General features: G+C 71.7%; 11 protein-coding genes and 1 pseudogene. 8 read left to right on the top strand and 4 right to left on the bottom strand.

Annotated features, from left to right (window positions below; translation table 11 throughout):
- Positions 1-10: 10 nt before the first annotated feature.
- A pseudogene (locus QSK45_RS17290) lies at positions 11-1,656 on the bottom strand (peptide-N4-asparagine amidase).
- Between the two features lie 137 nt (positions 1,657-1,793).
- Here QSK45_RS17290 and QSK45_RS17285 point away from each other — a divergent pair.
- Complete coding sequence (locus QSK45_RS17285; protein ID WP_285557809.1) at positions 1,794-3,455, top strand: M1 family metallopeptidase; 1,662 nt, start codon at positions 1,794-1,796, stop codon at positions 3,453-3,455.
- A gap of 228 nt (positions 3,456-3,683) precedes the next feature.
- The gene (locus QSK45_RS17280; protein WP_285557807.1) at positions 3,684-5,690 is read left to right on the top strand and encodes an N-acetylmuramoyl-L-alanine amidase; all 2,007 of its coding nucleotides are present in this window, start codon (positions 3,684-3,686) and stop codon (positions 5,688-5,690) included.
- Positions 5,691-5,732: 42 nt separating this feature from the next.
- Here QSK45_RS17280 and QSK45_RS17275 read toward each other — a convergent pair whose 3' ends face one another.
- Positions 5,733-6,179, bottom strand: a complete 447-nt coding sequence (locus tag QSK45_RS17275; protein ID WP_285557805.1) for a hypothetical protein — start codon at positions 6,177-6,179, stop codon at positions 5,733-5,735.
- A 265-nt stretch (positions 6,180-6,444) separates the two neighbouring features.
- Between QSK45_RS17275 and QSK45_RS17270 the strand changes: the two genes are divergently transcribed.
- The 4 genes from QSK45_RS17270 to QSK45_RS17255 all read left to right on the top strand — a co-directional run bounded on the left by QSK45_RS17270 (position 6,445) and on the right by QSK45_RS17255 (position 11,045).
- Positions 6,445-8,262, top strand: coding sequence for an ABC transporter transmembrane domain-containing protein (locus QSK45_RS17270; RefSeq protein ID WP_285557803.1), 1,818 nt, complete (start codon positions 6,445-6,447; stop codon positions 8,260-8,262).
- Positions 8,259-10,040 carry an ABC transporter ATP-binding protein gene (locus QSK45_RS17265; RefSeq protein ID WP_285557801.1) on the top strand — a complete coding sequence of 594 codons (1,782 nt, stop codon included), beginning with the start codon at positions 8,259-8,261 and terminating at the stop codon, positions 10,038-10,040. The genes QSK45_RS17270 and QSK45_RS17265 overlap by 4 nt, the downstream gene beginning before the upstream one ends.
- 210 nt (positions 10,041-10,250) lie before the next feature.
- Entirely contained in the window at positions 10,251-10,721 is a 471-nt protein-coding gene (locus QSK45_RS17260; protein WP_285557799.1) for a DUF5709 domain-containing protein, read from the top strand.
- A 60-nt stretch (positions 10,722-10,781) separates the two neighbouring features.
- A complete protein-coding gene (locus QSK45_RS17255; RefSeq protein WP_285557797.1) occupies positions 10,782-11,045 on the top strand; it encodes a type B 50S ribosomal protein L31 in 264 nt (87 codons plus the stop codon).
- Between the two features lie 32 nt (positions 11,046-11,077).
- On the opposite strand, the gene QSK45_RS17250 is transcribed toward QSK45_RS17255, so the two are convergent.
- The gene (locus QSK45_RS17250) at positions 11,078-11,872 is read right to left on the bottom strand and encodes a metal-dependent hydrolase (RefSeq protein WP_285557795.1); all 795 of its coding nucleotides are present in this window, start codon (positions 11,870-11,872) and stop codon (positions 11,078-11,080) included.
- Between the two features lie 145 nt (positions 11,873-12,017).
- On the opposite strand from QSK45_RS17250, the gene QSK45_RS17245 reads away from it, so the two are divergent.
- Positions 12,018-14,531: a DEAD/DEAH box helicase gene (locus QSK45_RS17245; protein WP_285557794.1), complete on the top strand. Its 2,514-nt coding sequence runs from the start codon at positions 12,018-12,020 to the stop codon at positions 14,529-14,531.
- Between the two features lie 19 nt (positions 14,532-14,550).
- The gene (locus QSK45_RS17240; protein WP_285557793.1) at positions 14,551-15,420 is read left to right on the top strand and encodes an acyl-CoA thioesterase; all 870 of its coding nucleotides are present in this window, start codon (positions 14,551-14,553) and stop codon (positions 15,418-15,420) included.
- A gap of 28 nt (positions 15,421-15,448) precedes the next feature.
- Here the strand turns inward: QSK45_RS17240 and QSK45_RS17235 are convergent, their stop codons facing one another.
- Positions 15,449-16,549 carry a DUF6397 family protein gene (locus QSK45_RS17235; RefSeq protein WP_395482271.1) on the bottom strand — a complete coding sequence of 367 codons (1,101 nt, stop codon included), beginning with the start codon at positions 16,547-16,549 and terminating at the stop codon, positions 15,449-15,451.
- Positions 16,550-16,626: the final 77 nt, after the last annotated feature.

The following is a 16,626-nucleotide window of genomic DNA, read 5'->3' as shown; positions in this document are numbered from 1 at the left end:
GCCCGCGCGACTAGCAGCCGCTGCGGTCCTCCGTCAGCACCCCCTGAGCGGTGGCCAGCGTGTGGTCGTAACAGCCGTCCGAACCGTAGGACCGATAGCGCTCCGACGAGGTGCCGACCGCGTGCCGCTGCTCGCGCGGCACGCCGAGGGTGTACGCGGCGTCACCGCGGTAGGTGTCGTCCGTCCGCGACCACGCGGTGGTCCGTCCGCCCCGCAGTTCGGTCACCGAGGCGCGGTCACCGAGGGTCAGCACGGTGCGCAGCCGGTCGTCGGAGCCGATGGTGGTGGCGCCGTTCATGGTGTACGTCCGCAGCGTGTGCGCCGACCGCGCGGGGCCGGCCCCTGCCGTGGTGACGGTCTGGTCGTCGGTCCAGGTCGCGTCCAGCCCGTCGGTGTTCTCGCCGTCGGTCCAGCGGTGGACGGAGGTGTCGGCGAGCGTCCGGGTGACGGTGGTGGTCACTCGTCCGTGAGAGGTGTCGAGGTAGCCGCTGACGGTGAGCCGGTGCCCTGCCTCCGTGTCCACCCGGTTCTCGGAACCCGGGGTGTAGGTCGACGAGTTGGCGATGTCGCCCGCCCTGTCCTCGGTGACCGCGCCGGTGAGGTGGTCGCGGTGCGCGTCCTGCCAGACCAGCACGTTCACCGGGGTGCTCCAGCCGGTCTGACCCGCCGGCACGCCCACGACGGAGACCTCGACGCGGTGCGGGCGGCCGTCGTCCAGCAGTGCCGCGAAGGGCGTGAGGTCGTACTCGACGGGGCGCACGTCGAAGGCGCCCGGGGCCGGGACGACGTACCAGAGGAAGGGGTCGGACCAGCCGCCGGTCCACACGTTCGGATACGGCGCGGCAATGCCCGCCGTGCGGCCGTCGACCTTGATCTGCACCTCACGGTAGGGGCCGTGGTCGGCCTTGCAGGAGTAGGACGCCGGGTCGGCGACCGTCAGATACCAGAACTCCTCGCAGCCGCCGCCCGACCCGGTCGCGTAGACCTCGGCGACGATCCGCTCGCTGTTGCGCGGTGCGGTGAGCGTCGTGCCGTCGGGCGTGTCGGCGAGGGTGAGCACGCGGTCCGGGGTCCGTTCGGCGGGGCTGCCCGCATAGAACGTCAGGGTCACGTCGACGTCGATGACGCCGGTGTAGGTGTCGTCGACCACGTTGCCGATCAGCATCTCGACGTCCCGCGGGCCGCGGAAAGTGTCGCTGTAGCGGGTGACGTCCTTCTCGACATGCCAGGCGATGCCGTCCGGCGAGGGCTCCGGGGTGGAGGTGCGCAGGATCTCGACCCCACCGACGCGCAGATAGCCGAGCCGGTCGTACTGACGGCCCTTCACCGTGCCGTCCAGGCGGAGTACGACCTTGCTCCAGCGGTCGCCGCATCCCTTGGGCGGGGTGTACGTCCCCTTGTAGGGGGTGAAGTCGCGGAACCGCGCGTCGGCCAGGGTGACCTGACAGGACTTGGTGTGCGGCCGGACGACGGGCGGGACGGCGGTCACCGGGTCGTGCCAGTCGGTGCCGAACTCGGCGGGGACGTCGGCGGCCCGCGCGGTCGCGGCTCCGCCGCCGAAGAAGTCGCGGCTCCGCCGCCGAAGAAGGCGCCGAAGAGGGCGCCGACCAGGAGGACCGCGGTCGCCAGCATGGACATGACTATCCGTTGTCTCATGGGCGGTTTTCTACGGGGAGTTGGGCTAGGCCGCAATGAGCCGATACCGCACCGGGGCCCGGCGGCAGGCACCTGGTGTTCCGTCACCCTGACGCATATTTAGTGCTATAAATGGATCATACTGACATAGTGCGTTCATGGAGATCACGCCCGCAGGCAACCCGGCGGGGCCCCCGCGCCAGGGGTCCGGACAGGGGCGCCCGGACCAGAAGCCGGGGAGAGAACGCCCAGACCGAAGGTACGAACGGCCACACCAGAGGTTCCTCGGGGCGCGTCCCCGCCGCGCGGCCCTCGCCCTCACCGGCGCACTCACCCTGACCGGCGCCGCCATCTGCTTCGACCTGTTCCCGCGCGAGGACCACGGCTCGCCCGCGCCCGGCCCCGCCGCCTCACCGGGGCGCGCCGCGGTCTCGGGTCCGGCAGGAGCGCCGCCCCCGTCCCCCGGCGCGAGCGGCATCGGCGACCCGCTGATGCCGCTCGCGGGAAACGGCGGCTACACGGTCCGCCGCTACACGCTGGACTTCGACTGGCGGGCGCCCCGCACCCCCTTCGAGGCCGGCGCCACGATCAGCGCCACCGCCACCCAGGCCCTGTCCCGCTTCGACCTCGACTTCGCGGGCAACACGCTGCACGGGGTCACGGTCGACGGCGTACCGGCCACGGCCGTACGCGACGGCGACGAACTCGTGGTCACCCCCGCCCGGCCGATCCCCCGCGGCGGCGCGTTCACCGTCCACGTCGCCTACACCGCCGACCCCACCCGGCAAGGCCACCGCGACGACGCGATCCGGGACTACGGCTGGGTCCCCACGCCCGACGGCACCGTGGTCTGCGCCCAGCCCGACGGCGCAAAGATGATCTTCCCTGCGGACGACCATCCGAGCCTGCGCGCGCCGGTCACCTTTCACGTCACCACCCCCGCGAACGTCAGCGCGGTGGCCAACGGACGCCTCGTCAGCACCGGCAAGCGGGCCGACGGACGCGTCGAGTGGACCTACGACTCCGAGCAGCCGATCGCGGCCCAGCTGGTTCAGCTGGCGATCGGAAAGTTCCGCGTCATCAACAGCAGCGGGCCACGCGGGCTTCCGGTGCGCGACGTGGTCCCCGACGGCCTGGTCGGCGAAACCGAGGAGTACCGCTCGCTCACCCCGGAGCACCTGGCCTGGCTCGAACAGCGGCTCGGGCCGTATCCCTTCCGCCGCTACGGCGTGCTGGTCGGGGACACCGAGCTGCCGGTGGCGCTGGAGACCCAGTCGCTGTCGGTCGTGCCGAAGGGCGACCTGCTCGGCGACCGGGTCGACGCCGAACGCAACCTCGTGCACGAGCTGGCACACCATTGGACCGGCGACAGCGTCGCCGTCCGGCGCTGGTCCGACCTGTGGCTGAGCGAGGGTCACGCCCGTTTCTACGAACGGCTGTACTCCGACTCGCACGGCGGCGTCAGCCTGGAGGACGCGATGCGCGACGCCTACGCGCAGCACGACCAGTGGCGGCACGACGACGGCGCCCCCGCCGAGCCCACCGCGGACACCCTGTTCAAGGTGATGCGCTACGACGGCTCGGCCCTGGTGCTCTACGCCCTGCGGGAGAAGGTCGGCGCCGCGGTCTTCGAGCGGATCGAGAAGTCCTGGGTGAGCACCTACCGGGGCCGCACGGCCGGTACCCAGGACTTCATCGCCCTCGCCTCCCGGGTCGCCGCCGAGGATCTGAGACCCTTTCTGACCGACTGGCTCTACGGCCCCCGCACGCCGCCCATGCCGGGCCACCCGGACTGGCGGGTGGACCCCGTCGAGGAGTGAGCCGGATGTCCCCCGTCAGCGGCCCGCAGGGGGTCCCGCACTGACGGGCCGTCGGAGCGCAGCCGCTGCCGCCGACCGGGTGGCCTCTGCCGGGCCGCTGGTCCACCCCGGTGACGGTTGGCGCGACGGGACACGCGGACCACGGAAACGTACGAGGGGTGGTTGTCAGGGGCAACTCCTTTGTCCTGGCGGCGAAGAGCGCGATGAACATGTTTGGAGACCCGTGCCATGAGAAGACCCACCGTCCCACGTGTCCCCAACGGCCGCGTGTGCCGCCGGACCGCCTGCGCCATCGGATTCGCGGCCCTGCTGGCGCCGCTGCTGCTCACCCCGATGACCGACGACGAGGCGCCGGAGCAGCGTCTGCAGGTCGCCTTCACCGACGCCGCCCACGACTTCCATGTGCCGCGCAGTGTGCTCATGAGCGTGTCGTATGTGCAGACCCGCTGGGACGCCCATCCGGGCTCCCCGAGCGTCGCGGGCGGCTACGGGCCGATGCACCTGGTGGACACCAGCCGGTTCCCGGCCGAGTCGCCCTCCCCGGGCATCCAGGGCGGTGGCGCGCTCCAGCCCAGCGCGGGCGCGGCGGGCGCGCCCGCCGCGCGGCCGGAGGGTGTCCTGGCCGGCCGTGCCGTGAAGCCGGCGGACCTCCAGCGCGCCGCCCGGCTGACCGATGCCCCGGCCGGGCGGCTGCGCACGGACGCCAGCGCCAATGTGCGCGGCGGCGCCGCTCTGCTCGCGGCCACCCAGCGGCAGCTGGGCAAGCCCCTCAGCGACGATCCCGCGGACTGGTGGGAGGCGGTGGAACGTTTCCCCGGCACTCCTGACGTCACCTCGGCGGCCATGTACGCGAACGACGTCTTCTCGGTGATCCGCAAGGGCGCCCACCGCACCACCGCCGAGGGCCAGGAGGTCTCCCTGCCCGCGAGTCCCTCCGTGCGCCCCCACACCGTCCGCACGGAGAAGCCCCGGCATGCCAAGGGGACGGAGTGCCCGGCCGAGGTGTCCTGCGACTGGCTCGCGGCGCCGTACGAGGAGATCGACGACGACGGCGACTACGGCAACCACGACCTCGCCGACCGGCCGCGCGACCAGAAGATCGAGTACATCGTCATCCACGACACCGAGGCCAAGCTGTCCAGCATGTTCCAGACGGTGCAGGACCCGACCGAGGCGTCCTGGCACTACTCGATCCGCTCCAGCGACGGCCACATCACCCAGCACGTCCAGACCAAGGACGAGGCCTGGCACTCCGGCAACCAGTACGTCAACGCCCGCTCCATCGGTATCGAGCACGAGGGCTTCCTCCGGCAGCCGGGCACCTGGTTCACCGAGCAGATGTACCGGACCTCGGCACGCCTGGTGCGCTATCTGGCGAAGAAGTACGACGTCCCGCTCGACCGGCAGCACATCTTCGGCCACGACAACGTGCCCTCGCCGACCGGCGACTCCATCCCCGACATGCACGACGATCCGGGCCCCTTCTGGGACTGGCGCCACTACTTCGACCTCCTCGGCGCGCCTCTGAAGGCCACCGCCGGGCCGGACAGCGACATGGTGACGATCCTGCCGGACTACACCACCCACTCGCCCAGGTTCACGGGCTGCCGCAAGGCCGGGGCGACATGTCCGAAGCACGGCTCCAGCGCCGTACGCATGTACACCCGCCCGGACGAGAAGGCGCCGCTGATCCAGGACCCGGGCCGCCATCCGGACGGCGCGGCCTCCACACTGGACGTCGACGACCTGGGGGCGCGCGCCTCGGCCGGCCAGACCTTCGCCGTCGCGGAACGCCGCGGCGACTGGACCGCGGTCTGGTACCAGGGTCGCAAGGCATGGTTCAAGAACCCGAAGAATCAGGAGACGGCGGTGGGTGCGGCCGGCAAGATGGTGACGCCCAGGGAGGGCCTGGACGAGATCCCGGTCTTCGGCCGCGCGCTCCCTGAGGAGGACGCCTACCCGGAGGGCATGGAGGAGGAGCCCGAGGCGCCGCTCCCCTACCACTTCCGCGCGGGCCAGCGGTACGTCACCGAAGGCACCATCGACAGTTCCTTCGTCCCGCGCTCGACCTTCGTCGACACGCCCCAGCCGGTGGTCAAGGGCGAGGAGACCTATTACCAGATCCAGTTCGACCACCGGATCGCCTACGTCCGCTCCAACGATGTGGACGTGATCGGCTCGGCCGTCACGGCGGGACCGTCGTCGGCGCCCCAGGGCGGCTCGTCGGACAACTGACGGGCGCGCGAACGTCAGGCGCCGAGATCCGCCCGGCCCCCCTCACCACCACAGGGTGCCGGGCCGGGCGAGCGTGCGCAGCAGCACCTCCATGGCGTTCCTCGGCATGCTCACGCGGGCCGGGGTGCCGCCGCGGTGGGCCGGGTACGAAACCGGACACCGCCCCCCATGGCCGCGCCCCAGGGGCGGGTGGCGGCGCGCGGCGGGGGCCGGTACCCGGCCGCGGTCGATGGTGACGACGTGACCGAAGTCGTGCTGGTACGCCTCGGGCCGCTCCTTCGGGGACGCGCAGGCGTAGATGTCGTGGTCGTACGGCAGGCCGCTCCCGGGACCGGCGAGCGTATGCCCTTCGGAGGACAGCGTGGACACGCGGACCGGGCCGCGCTTGTCGTCCTCGTGGTGGTCGGGGGTCCAGCCGCGCCGCCCGTTGTGCGTCGGCCGACCGCCCACCTGCTGCCGGCCGCTGCCCTGCCGTAGGTAGAGCGCCACGTCGGACTCGGGCCGGGTCCCGGTCCTCGTGGCCCGGTGCGGCGGTGGACGAGGCCGTGCCGCAGGCGGAAAGGGTCGTCAGGGGCAGGGTTCCGAGGGCCGCACGCCCTCTCTACGCGTCCGGCCATGCCGGCATGACGCCAGGTCGACGAGAAAACCGTTTGAAATCGCTGACTCTGCGAAGCGAACCTTTCACGGCTTGTCCCGGGCCGCCCCGCCGGCTGCCGCCCTTCCCTGACACCCTGTCACGAGCCCTCTGGACGTCATGCAGATTCACGACCTTCCCTATCCCGACCCGGGCGTGCCCGACGCACGCTCAGGACCTCGATTCCTGTGGTGGCTCTGGCGCAACCAACTGGGCGGCCAGCTGAAGGCGCTGGCCTGGGGCCTTCTCCACTTCGCCGCCGTCTCCGCACTCCCCTTCTGCGTCGGCCTCGCGGTGCAGGCCGTCGTGGACCGGTCGGGCACCCGGCTGGCCCTGACGGGCGGTCTGATGCTGCTGTGCGGCACGGCCATCGCCGTGGGCGACACTTTCCTGCACCGGGCCTCCGTCACCAACTGGATCACCGCCGCCGCCCGCGTCCAGCAACTCCTCGCCCGCAAGGCGGCGGAACTCGGTTCGGCGCTGACCCGGCGGGTGGCGGCCGGCGAGGTGGTTGCCGTTTCCACCGGTGACGTGGAGAAGATCGGCTGGTTCGTGGAGGCCGCCTCCCGCTTCACCGCCGCCGCACTGACGGTGGTCGTCGTCTGCGTCGGCCTCCTCGTCTACCAGCCCGCGCTCGGCACGGTCGTCGCCGCCGGACTCCCCGTCGTGGCGCTGGCGGTCCTGCCGCTGCTGCCGCGCGCCACCCGCCGCGCCGACATCCAGCGCGAGAAGGCGGGCCGAGCCACCGAACTGGCCTCGGACACCGTCGCCGGACTGCGGGTGCTGCGCGGCATCGGCGGCGAGGAACTCTTCCTCGACCGCTACCGCCGGGCCTCCCAGGACGTGCGGCACGCGGCGGTGCGCAGCGCCCGCATGTGGTCGCTGATCTCCGCCGTGCAGGTGCTGCTGCCGGGTCTGCTGCTGATCGCGGTCGTCTGGTACGGCGTCCGCCTGGCACGCGAGGGCCGCATCGCCGTCGGCGAACTGGTCACCGTCTACAGCTCGGTGATGGTCCTCAATTACCCGCTGCAACATTTCCAGGAGATCGCGATGTCCTACTCGTTCTCCCGGCCTTCGGCCAAGCGAGCGGCGCACGTGCTGTCGCTGCGACGGTCGACGGCAGGCGTCCAGGGAGCACCGGGCGGGGACCGGGCGGACGTACCCCGCGGCGATCTGTACGACCCCGCGACCGGGCTGGTCGCTGCGGCCGGCCGGCTCACCGCGGTGGTGTGCGGCGACCCGGACGCGGCCGGACGGCTCGCGGAGCGGCTGGGCGGGCACCCCACGGAACCGGGCCGCTCGGTGCTGCTCGGCGGTGAACCCCTGGACGACCTCCCCCTCGACCTCGCCCGGACCGCCGTCCTCGTCCAGGACAAGGACCCTGTCCTGCTCTCCGGCACCCTGCGCGAACTGCTCGACGTGCCCACGTCCGGCGCCGTCACGGCCGCCGACGCGCTCGCGGCCGCGCGGTGCGACGACATCCTCGACGCCCTGGTCCAGGGATCCCTGGACACCGCCGACCCGATGGACGCCCGCATCACCGAGCGCGGCCGGTCCCTCTCCGGCGGCCAACGCCAACGGCTCGCCCTGGCCCGGTCCCTGATCACCGACCCGGAGGTGCTGGTGCTGGACGAACCGACCTCCGCCGTCGACTCGCACACCGAGGCCCGGATCGCGGACGGGCTGCGTCGCCTGCGCTCGGGGCGCACGACGGTGGTGTTCACCTCCTCTCCGCTGCTACTCGACCTCGCCGACCGGGTCGTCCTGGTCGACGAGGACGAGGTCGTGGCGAGCGGCACGCACCGGGAGCTGTTCGACGGCGAGCCCCGGTACCGGCACGTGGTGACCCGGGAGACGGACGACGAACCGGCCACGGCCGACGAGGGCGCGCTGCTGGACGCCCTCAAGGAGCTGGACGAAATCGAGGAGAGCGCATGATCGGAGTGGCACCACCGGCGCACGACCCGGCGGCCCCGACGACCGCCGCCGCCCTGCCCATCGGCGCGGTCTCGACCGTACGCACCTACGTCGCCGAACTGTTCCGCCGGCACCGCCGGGCCTTCCTGCTGCTGGTCGCCGTGAACACCGTGGCCGTGATCTCCTCCATGATCGGTCCCTACCTGCTCGGCGACCTGGTCCAGCGGGTGTCGGACGGTACGCGGGAGCTGCGTCTCGGCCTGACCGCCGGGCTGTTCCTCCTGGCCCTCGGCGTGCAGGCGACGTTCGTCCGGCAGGTACGGCTGCGCGGTGCCATGCTCGGCGAACGGATGCTCGCCGACCTGCGCGAGGACTTCCTCGTCCGCTCGGTCGGGCTGCCGCCGGGCGTGCTGGAACGGGCGGGCACCGGCGACCTGCTCTCCCGCATCACCACCGACATCGACCGCCTGGCCAACGCCATGCGCGAGGCAGTGCCGCAGCTGGCGATCGGTGTCGTATGGACCCTGCTGCTGCTCGGCGGGCTCGTGGTCACGGCCCCGCCGCTCGCGGCCGCCGTGCTCCTCGCGGTGCCGGGACTGGTGGCCGGCTGCCGCTGGTACTTCAAACGGGCGCCCGCGGCCTACCGTTCGGAGGCCGCCGGGTACGCAGCCGTCGCCGCCGCGCTCGCCGAGACCGTGGACGCCGGCCACACCATCGAGGCACACCGCCTGGGCGCCCGCCGTGTCGCCCTGTCGGACCAGCGGATCAAGTCCTGGACCGCGTGGGAAAGGTACACGCTGTGGCTGCGGTCCGTGCTGTTCCCGGTCATCAACGCCACCCACGTCATCGTCCTCGGCTCGGTCCTGATGGTGGGCGGCCTGTTCGTCCTGCGCGGCTGGCTCGGCGTGGGCCAACTGGTCACAGGCGCGCTCGTGGCGCAGATGCTCGTCGACCCGCTGAACCTGATCCTGCGCTGGTACGACGAGGTGCAGGTGGCCCAGGTCTCGCTCGCCCGTCTCGTCGGCGTCCGGGAGATCGAGCCAGGCAGGGGGGACGCGTCGATGGTTCCGGAGGGGCGGGACGTGCACGCCGACCGGGTGCGCTTCGGCTACCGCGAGGGCGTCGACGTGCTGCGCGAGTTGTCCCTCCGGGTCCCGCCGGGCACCCGGCTCGCCCTGGTCGGCCCCTCGGGCGCGGGCAAGTCCACCCTGGGCCGGCTGCTCGCCGGGATCTACGCACCCCGGGACGGGCGGATCACCCTCGGCGGCGCCGAGCTGTCCCGGATGCCGGCCGAACGCGTCCGCTCGCACGTCGCCCTGGTCAACCAGGAGCACCACGTCTTCGTCGGCTCCCTGCGGGACAACCTCCTGCTGGCCCGCACCGGCGCCGACGACGCCGAGCTGTGGGCTGCCCTGGGCGCCGTGGACGCCGACGGCTGGGCACGGGCGCTGGACGAGGGCCTGGACACCGAGGTCGGATCCGGCGGGCTGACGCTGACCCCGGCGCAGGCCCAGCAGATCGCGTTGGCCCGGCTGGTGCTGGCCGACCCGCACATGCTGGTCCTGGACGAGGCGACCTCGCTCCTCGACCCGCGGGCGGCCCGCCACCTGGAGCGGTCCCTGGCCCGTGTCCTCGACGGCCGCACGGTCGTCGCCATCGCCCACCGGCTGCACACCGCCCACGACGCCGACGTGATCGCCGTGGTGGAGAACGGCCGGATCAGCGAGCTGGGCAGCCATGACGACCTCGTCGCGGCAAACGGCGCGTACGCGGCCCTGTGGCGGTCCTGGCACGGCTGAGCACCCGGTGCGGGCGGCCCCGGTGGGAGCCGCCCGCGCCCCGTGCCGTTGCGCGGTGGTGAGCAGCAGTGGAAGGCTGGAGAACGGCACCGGCTCGGGTTTCGCCCGGGAAGCCCCCGGTACACACCGTGTGACATCCGTGCCGTGTGTGCCGACGGCCCGCCGCCCCTTCCGGCGGTATCCGGCCGTCCTCACCACCTGGAGGTAGTCGTGGACAGCGCCGACAGCTGGGGGGACGACGTCTACCAGCCCGATCCCTCGGAGATCCGGGAGGACTCGGGGGTGCTCGACGTCGAGGACACTCTGGACTTCGACGGTGTCGACGACCCCCTCGACCGCGGCTGGTCTCCTCCGGAGCGGCCGTGGGCGGTGGAACACGAGGGTGTGACCGCGGCGGAGCGGAAGGCGGGCGAGACCCTCGATCAACGCCTCGCCGAGGAGGTGCCCGACCGGGAGGTCCCCGACGACGACGGCATCGGCGACTGCGAGGGCACCGACGGGGAACTCCTCGACAACGAGGTCGGCGACCTCCGCTCCGGCCGGCTGGTGGCCCCGGACGAGGGGGCTCACGAGGACGAGGAGGCCGCTCTCGTGGCCAGCGACGTCGGCATCGACGGCGCCGCCGCCTCCGCCGAGGAGGCAGCGATGCACATCGTGGACGAGGACTCCGTCTCCGGCTGACCCGCGGGTCCCCACCGACCCGCCCGCGCCCTGCCCGACCGCCCCGCACGAGGAGCCGCCATGCAGCAGGACAAGCATCCCGACTACCACCTTGTGGTCTTCCGCGACCGCGCCGCCGGCTACGCGTTCCTGACCCGCTCCACCGCGCAGAGCGAGCAGACCATCGACTGGGACGACGGACAGACCTACCCGGTGATCGACGTGGAGATCTCCTCGGAGAGCCACCCCTTCTACACCGGCAAGGCCCGCACGGTCGACACCGAGGGCCGCATCGCCCGCTTCGAGCGCCGCTACGGCGGGGCGGACCCGGGCGACGCCACCTGATCCGGCGTCGCCGCCGGAACCGCGGGTCGGGCTCAGATCACATTGAGGGCCGCAGCGCAGCCCATCCCCCCGAGCAGCATGAACACGGGCATCAGCACCTTCAGCTCCACCCAGCTGCCCGCCCTGAACCGGATCGCCTTCGGCGGGCCCACCGGGTACCAGCGCTTGCGACCCAGCGGGATCGGCCACAGGATCGGGCAGCCCGAGACGGTCAGCGCGTCCCCGATGTCGTGCACCAGCGCGCCCAGCACGATCGGCAGCCCCAGCCACATGTACTGCTGACCGGGCTCGGTGAACAACCAGTCCGAGCCGTTGCCGGGCTTGTCGAGCACGCCCGCCAGGATCCACGCCGAGGCCGCCGCCAGCAGCCAGACCAGCACGTCGCTGCTGGAACCCCGCGCCGCCCGCCACAGCAGGCCCTCGATGGCCAGCACCATGTGCACGAACAGGATCCCCAGTACCGCCCAGCGCCCCCCGGTGATCGCCACCGCCGAGGAACCGGCGCCGATCAGGACCGCCCACACCCAGGTGTGCGTCAGCGTGCGGTGGCCGCCGGAGCGGCGCGGGTCGCCCTTCTTCCTGGTCGCCTTGTAGACGGCGTAGGACAGCTTGTCCACGATCTCGCAGAGCCAGTGCGAGATCGGCCCGAAGGCGCGCGAGATGGTGGCCGCCTTGTGATCGAGGTCCGGGGCGAGCGCGGCGCCGGCGCAGATCAGGGCGCCGACCAGCAGGACCGGCCAGGGCATCGGGTGCCCGGCCGCGGCGGCTGCCGCTCCGACGCCGAGCCAGGCCGCGGCTCCCGACAGTGAGTGTGCTGGTCCCATCATGGCCGCTCCCCGCCCCATTCCTCGTGTACCGCTGTCCAGTTGACCTGGTGCGCTGACGCTCCGTCGGCGACACAGCGTAGCTGCCGTGATCTTCCCGGCCCCAGCCGATTCCCCGATCGGGGAGGAGGCCAGGCAAGATGGGAGGGTGACCCTCATCGATCAGCTGCCGCCGACCGCCGACCCCGACGCCCTCTACGAAGCCTTCGAGTCGTGGGCCCAGGAGCGCGGCCTCACCCTCTACCCCCACCAGGAAGAGGCGCTGATCGAAGCGGTGTCCGGGGCGAACGTGATCGTCTCCACCCCCACCGGTTCCGGCAAGAGCATGATCGCCGCGGGCGCGCACTTCGCGGCACTGGCCCGCGACGAGGTCACCTTCTACACGGCCCCGATCAAGGCGCTGGTGTCGGAGAAATTCTTCGAGCTGTGCAAGCTGTTCGGCACCGAGAACGTCGGCATGCTCACCGGCGACGCCTCCGTGAACGCCGACGCCCCCGTGATCTGCTGCACGGCCGAGGTGCTGGCCTCGATCGCGCTGCGCGACGGCAAGAACGCGGACGTGGGCCAGGTCGTCATGGACGAGTTCCACTTCTACGCGGAGGGTGACCGCGGCTGGGCCTGGCAGATTCCGCTGCTGGAACTGCCTCAGGCGCAGTTCATCCTGATGTCCGCCACTTTGGGCGATGTGTCGTTCTTCGAGAAGGACCTCACCCGCCGCACCGGCCGTCCGACCGCGGTGGTCCGCTCGGCGACCCGTCCGGTGCCGCTCTCCTACGAGTACAAGCTGACCCCGCTCACCGAGACGCTCACCGAGCTGCTGGAGAGCAAGCAGGCGCCGGTGTACATCGTCCACTTCACCCAGGCGCAGGCCGTGGAGCGGGCCCAGGCGCTGATGAGCATCAACATGTGCTCGCGCGAGGAGAAGGACCAGATCGCCGAGCTGATCGGCAACTTCCGGTTCACCACCAAGTTCGGCCGCAACCTCTCCCGTTACGTCCGCCACGGCATCGGCGTGCACCACGCCGGCATGCTGCCCAAGTACCGACGGCTGGTGGAGAAGCTCGCCCAGGCCGGTCTGCTGAAGGTCATCTGCGGCACGGACACGCTCGGCGTGGGCGTCAACGTGCCTATCCGCACGGTCCTGTTCACAGCACTGACCAAGTACGACGGCAGCCGGGTGCGAACCCTGCGGGCGCGGGAGTTCCACCAGATCGCGGGCCGGGCCGGCCGGGCCGGCTTCGACACGGCGGGCCTCGTCGTCGCCCAGGCGCCGGAACACGTCATCGAGAACGAGAAGGCGCTGGCGAAGGCGGGCGACGACCCGAAGAAGCGGCGCAAGGTGGTGCGCAAGAAGGCGCCGGAGGGATTCGTCGGCTGGACGGAGAACACCTTCCAGAAGCTGATCGACTCGGAGCCGGAGCCGCTGACGTCCCGTTTCCGGGTGACGCACACCATGCTGCTGTCGGTGATCGCCCGGCCGGGCAACGCCTTCGAGGCGATGCGCCATCTCCTGGAGGACAACCACGAGCCGCGCAAGCAGCAGCTGCGGCACATCCGCCGGGCGATCGCGATCTACCGTTCGCTGCTCGACGGCGGCATCGTGGAGAAACTCGACAAGCCCGACGCGGAGGGGCGCATCGTGCGGCTCACGGTCGACCTCCAGCAGGACTTCGCGCTCAACCAGCCGCTGTCCACATTCGCCCTCGCCTCGTTCGAACTCCTTGATCCCGAGTCGCCGTCCTACGCCCTCGACATGGTCTCCGTGGTCGAATCCACGCTCGACGACCCGCGGCAGATCCTCGTCGCCCAGCAGAACAAGGCACGCGGCGAGGCCGTGGCCGCGATGAAGGCCGACGGCGTCGAGTACGAGGAGCGCATGGAGCGCCTCCAGGACGTCACCTACCCGAAGCCGCTGGAAGAGCTGCTCTTCCACGCCTACAACACCTACCGCAAGAGCCACCCCTGGGTCGGCGACCACCCGCTGTCGCCGAAGTCGGTCGTCCGCGACATGTACGAACGGGCGCTCTCCTTCACGGAGTTGGTGTCCTTCTACGAGCTGGCCCGCACCGAGGGCATCGTGCTGCGCTACCTCGCCGGCGCCTACAAGACCCTCGACCACACCATCCCGGACGACCTGAAGTCCGAGGACCTCCAGGACCTGATCGAGTGGCTCGGCGAGATGGTGCGCCAGGTCGACTCCAGCCTGCTGGACGAGTGGGAGCAGCTGGCGAACCCCGAGGAGATGACCGCCGAGCAGGCCCAGGAGAAGGCCGACGAGGTCAAGCCGGTCACCACCAACGCACGCGCCTTCCGGGTGCTGGTCCGCAACGCGCTGTTCCGCCGCGTGGAGCTGGCCGCGCTGGACCAGGTCGAGGAACTGGGTGAGATGGACGCCGAGTCCGGCTGGGACGCCGACGCCTGGGGCGAGGCCATGGACAAGTACTGGGACGAGTACGAAGATCTCGGTACCGGCCCCGACGCCCGCGGCCCCAAGCTGCTGGTCATCAAGGAGGAGCCGGAGAACGGCCTCTGGCGGGTCCGCCAGATCTTCGACGACCCCAACGGCGACCACGACTGGGGTATCAGTGCGGAGGTCGACCTCGCGGCCTCGGACGCCGAGGGCCGCGCGGTCGTACGCGTCACCGATGTCGGCCAGCTGTGACCACAGGAGAATCCCACCCATGACGACGAACCCGGCCGAAAGACTGGTCGATCTGCTCGACCTGGAGCAGATCGAGGTCAACATCTTCCGTGGCCGAAGCCCGCAGGAGTCCCTGCAGCGGGTCTTCGGCGGCCAGGTGGCGGGCCAGGCCCTGGTCGCCGCAGGCCGCACCACGGAGGGCGACCGCCCGGTGCACTCGCTGCACGCGTACTTCCTGCGCCCGGGGCGTCCCGGCGTGCCGATCGTGTACCAGGTGGAGCGGATCCGCGACGGGCGTTCGTTCACCACGCGCCGGGTCACCGCCGTGCAGCAGGGCCGCACGATCTTCAATCTGACCGCCTCCTTTCACAAGCCCGAGGAAGGACCGTTCGAACACCAGCTACCGCCGGCCCGTGAGCTGCCGCATCCCGAAACGCTGCCGACGGTGGCCGAGGAGATACGCAAGCATCTGGGCACGCTGCCGGAGCAGTTGGAGCGGATGGTGCGCCGCCAGCCCTTCGACATCCGGTATGCCGACCCGCTGCGCTGGAACGACGAGGAGGTCAAGGGCGCCGAGCCGCGCAGCGCGGTGTGGATGCGCGCGGTGGGACCGCTGGGGAACGACCCGCTGGTCCACACCTGCGCGCTGACCTACGCCAGCGACATGACGCTCCTGGACGCGGTGCGCATCCCCGTCGAACCCCTGTGGGGGCGTCGGAACTTCGACATGGCCTCACTGGACCACGCGATGTGGTTCCACCGGCCGTTCCGCGCCGACGAGTGGTTCCTCTACGACCAGGAGTCGCCGATCGCCACCGGCGGGCGGGGGCTCGCCCGCGGGCGCATCTACGACATCGAGGGGCGGCTGCTCGTCTCGGTCGTCCAAGAGGGACTGTTCAGGTCCCTGTAGCGCCCCGGGCCGGCTCGACCACGCGTGCTCAGACCTCTGCGGGTCGCGGGCCTCTCCGCCGTAGCCAGGCGCGCAGACGGCTCGTGGAGCGCGGCGGTGTGCGTCCGGGCCCGGGGAACCGGGGACCGGAGGGCGGTGCCGGCCGTGCCCGGGGCGTGTGTCGCCGCTCGGGCACGTCTCCTGCGGGGATCGGACGCGGCTCGGCGGCCCGCACGGCCGCCCCCGCCGTCGGCTCCGGCGTGGGAACCGTCGACTCCCCCGACTCCAACCGCGCCGTCACCGTGCGTGCCATCGGCGGGATAGGCCGCGCCGTCGGACGCGTCGTCGGCCTCGCGCGGCGCACGGCCGGCCGGGGAGCCGGCGAGAGGACCCGTGCTTCCTCGACCGACTGGGCCAGGTCGCCACGCAGCCACTCGATCTCGTCCGCGTCCTGCGCGGTCGTGATCCGCTCGGCGACGTGGGCGAACGATCTTCCGGACAGGGCCTGACCGGGCAGCGCGGACCGGAACCGGTTCACCCAGGCACGTTCGTACGGGTCCTCGACGACATCGGCGACCTCGGCGGGCGGGAGCAGGGTGGCCAGGGCCCCGGCTCGGGCCCACGGGTCCCCGGCCTGTCGCAGCAGACATCCGAGCTGCCGCATGCGCCAGTTGCGGGCACGCAGGTCGACGCCCTCCGCGAGCTGGCTCCGCAGTGTCTCGGGGGTGCGCCCCTTGAGCAGGCGCGTGTTCTCCGCGGCGGCCGCGAAGTCCTTCAGCTCTTGGGCCAGATAGAGCCAGACCACGGTCCCGTACCGGTTGACGTACACCTTCATGGGCACGAGCAGGCCCAGGCGCGCGAGCCGGGTGAAACGGCCGGCCGGGATGTCCATCAGCTCGGCGCCGTCGCCGGTGCCCACGACCCGCACCCGATCGCTGAGCGAGTCCGGGAAACCGTCCTGCGCACGCAGCCGGTCGATCTCCGCGCGCTCCACCAGCCGACCGCCACCCCCACCCTCGTCGGGCACGGTCCGCACGTGCCCGAGCTGGACGGCGAGGTCGAACTCACCTCGCGGAACGCCCAGTTCACGAGCGGCCCGGCCCGGTGTACACGTTTCGGAGCGGGCTGGTCCGAAGATGTCTGCCGACATGGTCCTACTCCCCCGTGGAGTCAGTGGCTCACGCCTCGTGCGATCGCCGTGCACACACCGTAGCCGTTTCGGCGCAT

The organism is Streptomyces hygroscopicus subsp. hygroscopicus, from assembly GCF_030269125.1.
GTDB lineage: Bacteria > Actinomycetota > Actinomycetes > Streptomycetales > Streptomycetaceae > Streptomyces > Streptomyces hygroscopicus_C.
Note: the sequence above shows the minus strand (reverse complement) of the source record. Positions and strands in the feature narration are given on the sequence as shown.